Here is a 13,086-nt window from a genome sequence, read left to right as displayed (position 1 = left end):
GCGGAACTTGTAACAGGATATTCCAATCTGGAATACAATCTGGAAGAAGGGAAGAGGGGAGAGAGATATTCTCATTTTGAAGAGCTTCTCTGCCGTCTGACCGGAGCGGAAGCAGCTATGGCTGTCAACAATAATGCGGCGGCGGTTATGCTGATCTTAAGTTCTCTGGCAAAGGGAGGCGAAGTGATCGTCTCCAGAGGAGAGCTGGTAGAGATTGGCGGAAAATTCCGGATTCCGGATGTGATGGAACAAAGCGGGGCGTCTCTTGTAGAGGTGGGAACAACAAACAAGACGCACTACAGCGACTATGAAGAAGCTGTGACTGAGGAAACAAAAGCTCTTCTGAAAGTTCATACAAGCAATTACCGGATTGTGGGATTTACGGATTCTGTCACTATGGAAGAGCTGCTGCCTTTAGCTAAAGAGCATCATATCCCGCTCATTGAAGATTTGGGAAGCGGCGTTCTGATCGATTTAAGCAAATACGGGCTCACCTATGAGCCTACTGTACAGGATTCCATCGCAAAAGGAGCAGATGTGGTCTGCTTCAGCGGGGACAAGCTTCTTGGAGGCCCGCAGGCAGGCATTATCATCGGGAAAAAGGAATATATCAGCAAGATGAAAAAAAATCAGCTGACAAGAGCGCTTCGGATCGATAAATTTACAGCTGCAGCCCTGGAACTTGTGCTGCAGGAATATTTGTCCGAAGAGAAAGCGCTGCAGCATATCCCGGTGCTGTCCATGATCACACGGAAGCCGGAAGAAGTGAAAAAGGATGCTTCTGCTTTGGTGCGGAAACTGAAAAGGGCACATCTTCCTGCCAGGGTGGAGCTCATATCCTGTCAGTCACAGATCGGGGGAGGTTCTCTTCCGATGGAGAGACTTTCAAGCTATGGGGCAGCGATCCACCCGGAGAAGATCAGTGTGCCGGTATTGGAAGAAAGGATGAGGCATCTGGAAGTTCCGATCATTCCACGGGTTGTAAATGATACCATTCTCATTGACGCCAGAACACTTCAGAAAGGCGACGGTGACCTTCTTGTCCGTCAGCTGAAGGAACAGGAGGTGTTGGAACCGTGAAGCACATTATCATAGGAACAGCCGGACATATCGATCACGGGAAAACGACTCTGATCAAGGCTCTGACCGGAAGAAACACAGACCGGTGGGAAGAAGAGCAGAGACGGGGAATCACCATAGACCTGGGATTTACATGGTTTGACCTGCCGGGAGGAGACCGGGCGGGAATTATTGATGTGCCCGGACATGAGCGGTTCATCAACAATATGGTTGCCGGTGTTGTGGGAATGGATATGGTTCTCCTTGTAGTTGCGGCAGATGAAGGGATCATGCCCCAGACAAGAGAACACATGGATATCCTAAGTCTTCTTGGTATTGAAAAAAGTATTATTGTTCTGAATAAATGCGACCTTGTAGACGAAGAGTGGACAGAGCTGGTGGAAGAAGAAATTCGGGAAGAACTGGCAGGAAGCTTTTTGGAAAAAGCGCCGATTGTCCGGGTTTCAGCCGCTACGGGAGCAGGTTTAAAAGAGCTGGTGGATATCATTGAAAAAATAGCGGAGGAAGAGGTGGTGGAAAAGGATACGGCTACCATTCCCCGCCTTCCCATAGACAGGGCTTTTTCCCTGTCCGGTTTCGGGACAATTATCACCGGAACTCTTCTGTCCGGAACGATCACAAAAGAAGATGTCTTGGAAATGTATCCCATCGGGAAGACAAGCAAGATACGAAGCATTCAGGTGCACGGTCAGGATGTGGACAAATGCTATGCCGGTCAGCGGGTTGCCATCAACCTTTCCAATATCAAAAAAAGAGAAATCGGAAGGGGCTGTGTCCTGGCGCCTCCGGGAAGTATGAAAAATACAGACCTTCTGGATGTGAAGATGAATATTCTGGATTCTTCTATGCGGGTGCTGACAAACCATACCAGACTGCATCTTTTTACCGGAACAAGTGAGATCCTTTGTCGTGCCGTCCTTCTGGACAAGGAAGAAATCGGACCGGGCGAGAGCGGCTATGTGCAGCTTAGGCTGGAAGAGGAAATCGCCCTTCGGCGCGGAGATAAGTTTGTTGTACGTTTTTATTCTCCTATGGAAACAATCGGCGGAGGAGTGGTTCTTGAGCCTAATCCTTCCATTCACAGGCGCTTCCAGGAGCCGGTGATCGAAGATCTCAAAAGAAAGGAATCCGGATCCACTGCGGACGTCATTGAAATGCATGTGAAGAATTATAAAGACACGATGATAACCCTGTCAGATCTGGCACGCCTGACAGCTCTCTCCCCGGAAGAAGTGGAGCAGGATATTGAAGAACTGAAAGAACAGGGGCTTATCCGGACATATGCTTTGAAAAAAGATACTTATGTATGGCATGCAGGAGCGGCAAAGGAAGCAGAAGAGACACTTCTGAATGCACTGAAAAAGTATGAGGCGTCGTATCCTTACCGCTATGGCATGAAAAAGGCGGAGATACATACAAATTATTTCCGCAAGATCAAGCCTAATGTGTTCGATCTCTATATCGGAAGCCTGACGGAAGAAGGGATTCTTGAGAGGGTAGATGAATTTTTATGTACGCCCGGTTATCAGGTAAGAAAAGACACTCTTTATGATAGGGTATCCGCAGCCCTTATGGGCGCCATGGAGAAGGCTGGATTTGACTTTGTGCGTTACAGCGAGATCCCTGTGGGCAGCGTGGATCCTGATGTGGAAGATGATATCCGTAATATTCTGCTGGAAGAGGGCAAGATCGTAAAAGTAACGGATGAGATGTACACCCTTTCTTCTTATATGGAAGAAGCGAAAGAAAAAATCCAGGAAAAACTGAAAGAAGACCCTGTTATCACCATTGCACAGGTGCGTGACATGTTCCAGACCAGCCGTAAAAGCGCAAAACCGATCCTGGAGTATATGGACAGTATTAAAGTTACGAAAAAGACAGGCGGAGAAAGTGAGAGGGTGGCATACTGATGAATTTAAAACAATTAGAGGCATTTGTGGAAGTAGCGGAATCGGAGAGCTTTTCCAAAGCAGCCAAAAAGCTGTTTCTGACCCAGCCTACTGTCAGCGCTCATATTTCTTCATTGGAAAAAGAGCTGGATGTCCGTGTTTTTGTGCGGAATACAAAAGAAGTAGCTCTCTCGGAAGAAGGGCAGAAACTGTATCGGTATGCAAGACAGATACTGGATCTTACAGATGAGATCCGGGAAGAATTTGGGCGGGAGCGCGAAAATGATAAGAAATGTATTGTTATCGCAGCTTCTACCATCCCATCTCAGTATCTCCTTCCGGAGATTCTTGCGAAGTTTAATGAGAAGTATCCGGGAGAGCAGCTTAAGCTCTCCGAAATGGACAGCGCTCAAGTGGCGGAACAGGTTGCAGCAGGAAAGGCGGATATTGGTTTTACCGGAACTGTGTTGGAAAAGAAACACTGCCAGTACATCCCGTTTTATAAGGACCACCTGGTGATCATTACGCCGGATTTACCGAAATACAGAGAATTGCAGAAAAGAGAAGAAGAGATTTTCTGGATCCAGGATGAAAAAATGATCATGCGTGAGGAGGGATCCGGGACAAGAAAAGAAGCAGAAAAGCAGCTTCGGCATCTGGGAATCCGAACGGAAAGACTGAATATCATTGCGAGTATTGCGAATCAGGAAACGATCAAGAAATCCGTTATGCAGGGAATGGGCATTTCCATTCTTTCCAGCCTGGCAGCTAAAGATGAAGTGGAAGAAGGGCAGATGCTTGCATTTCCGATTCCACAGGCGGATGAGGGAAGAGATATCAACCTGGTGTATAATAAAAACCGGACTCTTTCCAGATCTGCAGAAAGATTTATTAATGTGGTAAAGTCTATTTATCACATTAAAAAATAGCAGAAGGCAGGGAACAAAGAGATTGCATTTTCCTGCCGGCAGAGAAAGGCAGTATACACACAAATCCAGAATAGAGTAGTTATAGAAAAATTCTATAAGGATAGTGTGTATATTGCTTTTTTTGATTAGACGGAAGAAAATGCAGACGATATAATAAATACGGTATTATGAAAAGGGGAAAGAAAGTTGGTGGCAATCAAGTGATTTATTTAGATAATGCGGCTACAACGATGCAAAAGCCGGAAGAAGTGATTGAAGCGGTTGTACAGGCCATGCATTCTATGGGAAATGCGGGAAGGGGAGCACACAGCGCATCTTTGGAGGCCTCCAGAACTATTTATGATACAAGGGAACTGCTCTGTCGTTTCTTTGGCGGGACAGATCCAAGAAGACTGGTTTTTACAAGTAATTCTACGGAAAGCCTTAATATAGCGATCAAAGGACTTTTTGAGCCGGGAGATCATGTGATCACAACAATGCTGGAACACAATTCGGTTCTGCGGCCTCTGTATGAAATGGAGAAAAGAGGGGTGGAGCTGACGATTATTCCGGCGGACAAAAAAGGTGTGATCGATTACAACGACATAGAAAAGGCAATACGCCCGAATACAAAGGCAGTTGTCTGCACTCATGGATCCAATCTGACAGGAAATCTGGTGGACATTGAAAGGATTGGAAAGATTACCCGTAAGAATGGACTTCTGCTGGTGGTAGATGCGTCGCAGACTGCCGGCGTCTTTCCTATTGATGTGGAAAAAATGCAGATTGATGTTCTTTGTTTTACCGGACATAAGGGGCTTCTTGGTCCCCAGGGTACAGGAGGAATGTATGTGAGAGAGGGCATACAGATAAGACCGCTCAAAAGCGGGGGAAGCGGTGTGCAGACTTACAGTAAAAGCCACCCGGCGGAAATGCCCACAGCGCTGGAGGCGGGAACCATGAACGGCCATGGCATCGCAGGCCTTCATGCAGCTGTAGAATATATCCAAAGAACAGGGATCGATCAGATCAGAAAACGTGAGCAGGAGTGTATGAAGCGGTTCTATGAGGGGGTTATTCAGGTTCCCGGAGTTAAGGTGTACGGGGATTTTGATGATATGAACCGCTGCGCGATTGTATCTTTGAATATCGGAGATTACGATTCTTCAGAAGTCAGTGATGAGCTTCTTACAGAGTATAGAATATCTACAAGACCCGGAGCGCACTGTGCGCCTCTTATGCATGAAGCATTGGGAACAGTAGAACAGGGGGCAGTGAGATTCAGTTTCTCACATTTTACGACTGATGAAGAAGTGGATACAGCTATAAAGGCTATCCGCGAACTGGCAGAAGAATGATCTTTTGATCATTTGCGAAGGAAGAGAGTAAAGGAGGAACACACAATGAATTTGTCAGATTCAAAGAAAAAGCTGGCGCTTGCCGGTGTAGTGTGCGGACTTGTAGCAGCATGTCTGGCATACTTTGGAAATCCGGCTAATATGGCAATCTGTATTGCCTGCTTTGTCCGGGATACCGCTGGCGCATTGGGAATGCACCAGGCAGAGGTGGTGCAGTATGCACGGCCTGAAATTATAGGAATTGTATTAGGAGCGTTTATCATTTCCGTGGCAACAAAGGAGTATCGCTCTACAGCAGGATCTTCTCCAATGATCCGTTTTGTGTTGGGGATTGTTATTATGATCGGTTCCCTGATCTTTTTAGGGTGTCCGCTTCGTATGGTTATCCGTATGTCTGCAGGCGATTTAAATGCCTGGGTGGCTCTGATCGGTTTTATACTGGGCGTTTCTACCGGAGCGTTTGCCCTGAAGAAAGGATTCAGCCTTGGGCGCGCTCATGAGACACAGAAATCAAGCGGTGTTGTAATGCCGGCTATCATGGTTGGTATCCTGCTTCTTGCAGTGTGCACAACCCTTCTGAAGTCCAGCACAAGCGGACCGGGAAGCATGCATGCGCCTATCATTATTTCTCTGATCGGAGGTCTGATCTTCGGCGCGTTTGCACAGAAATCAAGAATGTGTTTTGCAGGAAGTATAAGAGACGTAGTTCTGATGAAGAATTTTGATCTGCTGACAGTGATCATCGGTTTATTTGTTGTTATGCTTATCTATAATGTGGCTACAGGAAATTTTGTACCTGCATTTGATACACCGGGAATCGTGGCTCATTCAGAGCATATCTGGAATATTCTGGGAATGTATGCGGTAGGATTTGCAGCAGTTCTTGCAGGAGGCTGCCCGCTTCGCCAGCTGATTCTTGCAGGCCAGGGATCATCAGATGCGGCCGTAACTGTACTGGGTCTTTTCTTCGGAGCGGCTCTTTGCCATAATCTTGGACTTGCTTCCAGCGGAACCGCTCTCAATGCAGAAACGAACGAGATCGTTGCAGGTGCCGTAACACCGGCAGGAAAAGTAGCATGTATTATCTGTATTGTAATATGTTTTGTGATTGCTTTTACAAATAAACGTGAAGCTGGAAAATAGTTGGAAAAGTATAAAAAATATGATATTCTGAAAAGGAAGGTAAAAAAATGAAGGAAGTAGATGCAAGAGGTCTTTCCTGTCCGGAACCTTTGATGCTGACAGCAGAAGCGCTGAAAAATGCGTCAGGACCTGTGAAAGTCCTGGTGTCAGAACCACACCAGAAAATGAATGTGGAAAAGTTTGCAAAGGATCACGGGAAAAAAGCGGTATCCACAGAGAAGGACGGATGCTTTGAAGTAGTGATTGAATAAGATGAGAAAAAAAGAATTAAAGCTAATTGTAACATTTCATACAACAGCAGATGCTATGGCAATGGAAAAAGCATGTAAAGATGCCGGTGCTCCCGGACGCCTGATTCCGGTTCCAAGAGCCATATCGGCCGGGTGCGGTCTGTCATGGTGTGCGGCACTTGAAGACAGAGAAGAGATTCGTTCTGTCATGAAGGCGGCAGGGATAGAAGAAGAAGAACTGCATGAATGTATGGTGTAAACAAAAGAGCTGACAGGAAGGCTGCAGTTTTGCAGTGCCCTCCTGTCAGCTCTTTTGTTTACTGACCGTGATCGTCCGTGCGCATTGATATTATATTCCGGTTTTGAAATTGTCGAGTACATGAGGCAAAAGACGGTCGCTGTATTTGGTCAGGGAAAATTTCCCTTTGAAAAGAGACCAGTCATACAGCAAAGCTCGCTCATACATGGCATAGATATTCATCAGCTCTTCGGCAGTAGAATTGGGGGCAAACTCCTTATTGTCCAGACCTTCCTGAATGATTTCGGTTACCCATCGGAAATAAAACCGTTTTTTGTCGGACAGAGATTTCTTGTCCTTTGTGATCAGCTGCGAAGAATACAAATAGGCCAGGAGATGAATATCTACACTTGTTTCGATCATGTAAAACAGTTCGTGGTTTAGAAAGAGAAGCTTATCATATGCGGACAAATCAGGATCTATCACGTTGGAAAGCTCTTCGTATTTCTGGTCAAAAAGATTGGACAGAGTATTCAAAAGGGCTTCTTTTCCTTTGAAATAGTGGTAGAAAGTCCCTTTTGAAGTTTTTGACGCATTGATGATTTCCTCTACAGTAGTATTGTCATAGCCGTTTTTGTAAAAAAGGTTCCACGCTGCTTTTACAATACGGCTTTTTGTTGACTGTCTTTTTTTGGCCACTTTTTTCATTCCCTTCAACATGACGGCAGAATACATAAATCTGCTCCGCGAGTGTACTGTTGGTTACATTTTAGATGAATAAAAAAGAGCGGTGATGAACCGCTCTTTTTTAACTTTCCAATAAAGCCGGAAGTAATTATCCAACCTGGAAGCCGTATTTCAACGGATCTGTTGGGTCGATCAGGTATGTAGCAACACCTGTCAGGTATGCGCTTCCTGTGATCATTGGGATAACAGCATCGAAATCGCCAACTTTTGTTGTTTCTTTGATGCGTCCTTTGAAGAGGCTTCCCATAAAGCTTTCGTAAACGAACTCTTCTCCGACTTTGATCTCTCCCCAGTGATGAAGAGTAGCAAGTTTAGCACTTGTACCTGTTCCGCATGGTGAACGGTCAGCCATAGCATCACCGAAGATAACAACGTTTCTTAAGTTTGCTTTGTCCGGATTTGGTGTCGGACCATAAAATTCAACAAGGTCTACTGTGTCGATGTCAAGCTCTGGGTGCTTAACAGGGATTGTTTTGTTGATTTCATCCAGCATTTTCATTCCGAGAGCTGTGTATGCCGGAACGGATTTTGCATTGATTTCCCCAATATCAAGTTTTGTTGTGTCAACCAGTGCGAAGAAGCTTCCGCCGAAGGAAATTGTAAATTCGATCTCTTTTCCGTCGATGGTAACTTTCTGGTTTTCTTTGTAAACGAAAGCCGGTACGTTTGTAAGTGTAACACTTTCAACTTTTCCGTCTTTTACAACTGCGGTTGTACGGATCAGTCCTGCAGGAGCTTCCAGAACAACTTCGTTTTCGCCTTCGTGAGATTCAACGAATCCAGCCTCGATAGCTACTGTTACAGCACCGATTGTACAATGTCCGCACATGTTCAGGTATCCGCCTGTATCCATGAACATAACGCCGAAGGAAGCTTCCGGATTTACAGGTTTGCACAGGAAAGCTCCGAACATATCATGATGTCCTCTTGGCTCAAACATAAGAGCAGTACGAACATCGTCATAATTTTTCTCCATCCATTTTTTCTTTTCAATCATTGTGTTGCCTTCCGGCTCCGGGAAACCACCATATACGATACGGCAGAACTCTCCCTCTGTGTGGGCATCAACAACCTGAAGCTGGCCCTCGAAGCGATCGAAGTTAACGTTAGCTTTTAACTCCATATCTAATACCTCCTTAAAATATAAATGTTTTCTTCTTATAGAGAGAATCTATAAGTTTTTATAAAAACACGCCGGAAATCCCCATGTTCCCGTTGTGTCTTATACAGAAAAAGGCATAAAAATGACATAAAATTAACGATTAGACCGTATTCTAGTCCCTCGTCTAGTATGCCGTTCAGTTTATATTAACTATTATGGAGTAAAAGCCTTGAAAAGTCAATGTTTTTTTGATAATATAAAAGTGTTCAAAAAAGGCTTGAATTATAGAGAAACCTGTGCTATTGTTAAGTGGCGCGAAAGTGAATATGGGGGTAGTTGGGTGACTGGTGTGCCCCCTGGTCTTCAAAACCAGTGTTGGGCGTTAGGAGCGTCCTGGGTGGGTTCGATTCCCACATGCCTCCGCCAGAAAAATAACAATATTCTGTTAAAAATATCGCAGAATTTTGATTTGAGAATTTATAGATAAAAACTATCAGTTTCTGCTTTTTGAAATGAAAAGGTAAGTAAATAGAATTGGTGGAATCCAATCTGTTTTTGCTTAAAAAAGAAAAAAGGAGAAGAATGTCATGGGAAACGTACAGATTTTATTGCGTCAGCATGTAGGAGCACCTTGTGAAGCAATCGTAAAAGCTGGGGACAAGGTGGAAAAAGGTACTCTCATCGCTACTCCGACTGGACTTGGGGCAAACATTTTTTCCAGTGTTTACGGTGTGGTAGAAGAAGTGACAGCTGACAGCATCATCATCAAACCAGATGATGAGCAGAAAGATGAATTTGTTCCTATCAAGGAAGGAACAAAACTGGAAATGGTAAAAGAGGCCGGAATTGTGGGAATGGGCGGAGCTGGATTCCCGACAGGCGTAAAACTGAACATTAACCTGGCAGAAACACCGATGGCTGAACTGGACCCGGAGATCAATCCGGAGCTTCCGGCAGATTTTAAACTGGAGCACAGCTATATTCTGGTAAATGCTGCAGAGTGTGAGCCGGGACTGGAACATAATATCCAGCAGCTGGAAGAGCAGACGGACAAAGTGATCCGCGGCGTAAAATACTGTATGGAGATTACACATGCAGATAAAGCAATCTTTGCAATTAAGAAGAAACACCACAACGCGATCAAGATTTTGGATGCAGCTTTAAAGAGCGAACCGGATATTTCCATTCATATGCTTGCAGACATCTACCCGATGGGAGAGGAACGTGCAGTTGTAAGAGAGTGCCTTGGCGTAAACTTAACAACAACACAGCTTCCTTCCGCTGCAAGATCTGTTGTTGTAAATCTTGAAACAGCAGCAAAGGTTGCAGAGGCTATTGATGAAAGGAAACCTTGCATCAGCAAGAATATGACAGTACGTGGAAAACTGAACGGCGGAAATGGAGCTCATGTATTCATGGATGTACCGATCGGTGTCAGCGTGGGAGAGATGATCGAAAAAGCCGGCGGTATTGACGGTGTATATGGAGAGATCATTATGGGAGGAGCATTCACAGGTAAATCTACAGATCTGGATGCACCTACTACAAAGACAACAGGAGGAATCCTGGTAACAGGAGAATTTCCGGATCTTCACGGTGCAAATGTGGGAATCCTTGTCTGTGCATGCGGCGGAAGCGAAGAGCGTATGCGTGAGATCGCTGCCAAGATGAACGGAAACGTTGTATCTGTATGCAAATGTAAACAGGCAATTGAAAACAAACCGGGTGCACCGCTGAAGTGCTTAAGACCTGGCAACTGTCCTGGACAGGTAAAGAACAACCTGCAGTTTAAAAAGGATAATTGTGAATATATTATTATTGGTAACTGCTCTGACTGTTCCAACACCGTTATGGCGTCAGCACCGAAGATGGGTCTGAAAGTATTCCATCAGACTGACCATGTAATGAGAACAATCGGACATCCTCTTTACAGAACCCTGAAGATTTCCAAAGAGGTAAGCCAGGAGATTGATTTTTAAGAAGTACAGGTATTACTGCCGCGGGCAGGGTCTGTGGAAGACCCCCGATTCTTTCACAGGCTTATGAAAAGATTGAGAGGTATTTTCTCTGCCGGCGGTTGTATATATACACCTTTGTCCGTGCAATGCGCGGATGGAACAATCTGGATTATTCTCTGAATTTAAAAGAGAGATTCAGAAGTAACAAAAACAAGGAGGGAAAACAATATGTCAATCACAGCTGAAACAGCTAAAGAACATGCTCATGATCCTGCGGTATTGTGTTGCAGAGCCGAAGGCGGCATTACAATCGAACCAGCTAATCTGGAAGATCCGGCAATCTTTGACGATCTTGTAGATTCAGGATTATTGAACCTGGATGGTTGCCTGACCATCGAAGAAGTTTTAGGTGCAAAATTGAAAGAAACATGCGATTCTCTTTGCCCACTTACTGCTGATAAGGTAGAGGGAGCAAAAGCTCCGACAGCACCGGCAGCAGAGGAAGAACCAGAAGAGGAAGCAGCAGCACCTGCACCTGCAGCACCAGTTGCAGCAGCACCGGTAGCAGGAGGAACATTAAAAATCCATATCGGAGAAGGAAAAGACATTGATCTTGAGATCCCGGTAGGAGCTCTTGGAGCAGGCGGAGCAGCAGCTGTACCGGTACCGGCAGGCGCAGAAGCAGCAGTTGCAGGCGCAGCACCGGCAGCAGCTGAAGAAGAGAAGGTTGTTAGAAGCCTGACAAGAAAACATTACACAATCACAGAGGTTAAGAGAGGACCAGAGACAAAGATCGAAGGAACAACTCTTTACATCCGTGAAGGAATCGAAGCAGATGTTATCGCAGATCAGGAACTTGTAAAAGATTTCCATCTGGAGATCATTACTCCTGACAAATACCACACATATTCTGAGACAATTATGGATGTTCAGCCGATCGCTACAAAAGAAGGCGATGCTGACCTTGGAACAGGTGTGACAAGAGTTCTGGACGGCGTTGTTATGATGCTGACAGGTACAGATGAAGGCGGAGTTCAGATCGGTGAATTCGGATCATCTGAAGGATACCTGGATGAGAACATTATGTGGAATCGTCCAAGCTGCCCGGATAAAGGCGAGATCTTTATCAAAGGTAACATCGTAATTCAGGAAAAGACAAACATGGAGCGCCGTGGACCTATGGCTGCACATACAGCTTTTGATATCATCACACAGGAAATCCGTGAAGTCATGAAAGAACTGGATGACAGCCTTGTTACAGATACACAGGAACTGAAACAGGTTCGCCGTCCTGGAAAGAAGAAAGTTGTTATCGTTAAAGAGATCATGGGACAGGGAGCTATGCATGACAACTTCATCCTTCCGGTAGAGCCGGTTGGTGTTCTTGGAGCAAGAGCTAACGTTGACTTAGGAAACGTACCTGTTTGTGTATCCCCATTGGAAGTTCTTGATGGATGTATCCACGCACTGACATGTATCGGACCTGCATCTAAAGAGATGTCCAGACATTACTGGAGAGAGCCATTGGTTCTTGAGGCTCTTCATGATCCGGAAGTTGACCTTTGCGGCGTTGTATTCGTAGGAAGCCCACAGATCAATGCTGAAAAATTCTATGTATCCAAACGTGTTGGACACACAGTAGAGATGATGGATGCTGACGGAGCTTTCGTTACAACAGAAGGTTTCGGAAACAACCACATCGACTTTGCAAGCCATATCGAGCAGATCGGTATGAGAGGAATCCCGGTAGTAGGTATGTCCTACTGTGCAGTACAGGGTGCTCTCGTTGTTGGTAACAAGTACATGAACTACATGGTTGACAACAACAAATCAGAGTCCGGTATTGAGAACGAGGTTCTTGGATGCAATACTCTTTGTGAAGAGGATGCAATCCGTGCACTTGCAATGCTGAAGACAGCTATGGCTGGCGAAGAAGTGAAAGCTGCAGAGAAGAAGTGGAATCCGAACGTTAAATCTACAAACGTAGAGCTGATCGAAGCTGCATACGGCAAGAAAGTAGATCTCGTTGAAAACGAGCAGTCTCTGCCGATGAGCCAGAAACGTAAGGAAAAATACGACTAATCTGAGGCGGTTCAATGAATAACGAACGTTTGCATTATGGTGACAAGATCATTTACATGGAGGGTGTCGTTGTTGATGTTGATGATTGCAGCATCAGCGTAGACCTGAAAGGAAGGCTTGGTTTCTTAAAAGCCCCGAAGCGGATGTTTATCTGCGACACTGAACCCAAAGTAGGACAGGAAGTCGGATGGAACATGAGCTTCCCGGAGCAGCTGGGCCCGGAAATAAATGAGAAATATGTCAGCAATATAGAAAAAGAACGGCGCAAACAAGAAGAAATGCGCGGGCAAATGGATAATAAGGAGGTTTCAAAATGAGTTTAACGGTTGTTAAAGGTTTACAATCTGAAAT

At 45.2% G+C, this 13,086-nt stretch carries 12 protein-coding genes and 1 tRNA gene; 11 read left to right on the top strand and 2 right to left on the bottom strand.

Annotated features, from left to right (window positions below; all coding sequences use genetic code 11):
• The 7 genes from selA to WJ238_RS09845 form a co-directional block, all read left to right on the top strand.
• A partial coding sequence (gene selA, locus WJ238_RS09875; RefSeq protein WP_337606833.1) for an L-seryl-tRNA(Sec) selenium transferase occupies nucleotides 1-1,080 on the top strand: 1,080 nt, incomplete at its 5' end.
• Nucleotides 1,077-2,990, top strand: coding sequence for a selenocysteine-specific translation elongation factor (gene selB, locus WJ238_RS09870; protein WP_230107021.1), 1,914 nt, complete (start codon nucleotides 1,077-1,079; stop codon nucleotides 2,988-2,990). The genes selA and selB, both read left to right, overlap by 4 nt.
• Nucleotides 2,990-3,898, top strand: coding sequence for a selenium metabolism-associated LysR family transcriptional regulator (locus WJ238_RS09865; RefSeq protein ID WP_337606830.1), 909 nt, complete (start codon nucleotides 2,990-2,992; stop codon nucleotides 3,896-3,898). Before selB ends, WJ238_RS09865 begins: the two co-directional genes overlap by 1 nt.
• Before the next feature lie 200 nt (nucleotides 3,899-4,098).
• Nucleotides 4,099-5,235, top strand: coding sequence for an aminotransferase class V-fold PLP-dependent enzyme (locus WJ238_RS09860; protein ID WP_230107019.1), 1,137 nt, complete (start codon nucleotides 4,099-4,101; stop codon nucleotides 5,233-5,235).
• A gap of 45 nt (nucleotides 5,236-5,280) precedes the next feature.
• Nucleotides 5,281-6,378, top strand: coding sequence for a YedE family putative selenium transporter (yedE, locus tag WJ238_RS09855; protein WP_256194852.1), 1,098 nt, complete (start codon nucleotides 5,281-5,283; stop codon nucleotides 6,376-6,378).
• Nucleotides 6,379-6,425: 47 nt separating this feature from the next.
• The gene (locus WJ238_RS09850; protein WP_230107017.1) at nucleotides 6,426-6,629 is read left to right on the top strand and encodes a sulfurtransferase TusA family protein; all 204 of its coding nucleotides are present in this window, start codon (nucleotides 6,426-6,428) and stop codon (nucleotides 6,627-6,629) included.
• A gap of 1 nt (nucleotide 6,630) precedes the next feature.
• Nucleotides 6,631-6,867, top strand: coding sequence for a putative Se/S carrier protein (locus tag WJ238_RS09845; protein ID WP_256194855.1), 237 nt, complete (start codon nucleotides 6,631-6,633; stop codon nucleotides 6,865-6,867).
• A gap of 90 nt (nucleotides 6,868-6,957) precedes the next feature.
• Here the strand turns inward: WJ238_RS09845 and WJ238_RS09840 are convergent, their stop codons facing one another.
• Both WJ238_RS09840 and WJ238_RS09835 read right to left on the bottom strand, forming a co-directional pair.
• Nucleotides 6,958-7,545, bottom strand: a complete 588-nt coding sequence (locus tag WJ238_RS09840) for a TetR/AcrR family transcriptional regulator (protein ID WP_230107015.1) — start codon at nucleotides 7,543-7,545, stop codon at nucleotides 6,958-6,960.
• A gap of 136 nt (nucleotides 7,546-7,681) precedes the next feature.
• Nucleotides 7,682-8,716, bottom strand: a complete 1,035-nt coding sequence (locus tag WJ238_RS09835) for a proline racemase family protein (protein ID WP_316266262.1) — start codon at nucleotides 8,714-8,716, stop codon at nucleotides 7,682-7,684.
• Between the two features lie 307 nt (nucleotides 8,717-9,023).
• Here WJ238_RS09835 and WJ238_RS09830 point away from each other — a divergent pair.
• The 4 genes from WJ238_RS09830 to WJ238_RS09815 all read left to right on the top strand — a co-directional run bounded on the left by WJ238_RS09830 (nucleotide 9,024) and on the right by WJ238_RS09815 (nucleotide 13,052).
• Nucleotides 9,024-9,121 (top strand) — tRNA-Sec (locus WJ238_RS09830).
• Nucleotides 9,122-9,282: 161 nt separating this feature from the next.
• Nucleotides 9,283-10,674 carry a proline reductase-associated electron transfer protein PrdC gene (gene prdC / locus WJ238_RS09825; protein WP_230107013.1) on the top strand — a complete coding sequence of 464 codons (1,392 nt, stop codon included), beginning with the start codon at nucleotides 9,283-9,285 and terminating at the stop codon, nucleotides 10,672-10,674.
• A gap of 207 nt (nucleotides 10,675-10,881) precedes the next feature.
• Nucleotides 10,882-12,735, top strand: coding sequence for a D-proline reductase (dithiol) proprotein PrdA (prdA, locus tag WJ238_RS09820; protein WP_230107012.1), 1,854 nt, complete (start codon nucleotides 10,882-10,884; stop codon nucleotides 12,733-12,735).
• A gap of 14 nt (nucleotides 12,736-12,749) precedes the next feature.
• Nucleotides 12,750-13,052 carry a CBO2463/CBO2479 domain-containing protein gene (locus WJ238_RS09815; RefSeq protein WP_230107011.1) on the top strand — a complete coding sequence of 101 codons (303 nt, stop codon included), beginning with the start codon at nucleotides 12,750-12,752 and terminating at the stop codon, nucleotides 13,050-13,052.
• Nucleotides 13,053-13,086: the final 34 nt, after the last annotated feature.

This window comes from Claveliimonas sp., from assembly GCF_037273965.1.
In the GTDB taxonomy this organism is placed as follows: Bacteria; Bacillota; Clostridia; order Lachnospirales; family Lachnospiraceae; genus Claveliimonas; species Claveliimonas bilis.
This window is presented reverse-complemented; position numbering and strand designations above follow the sequence as displayed.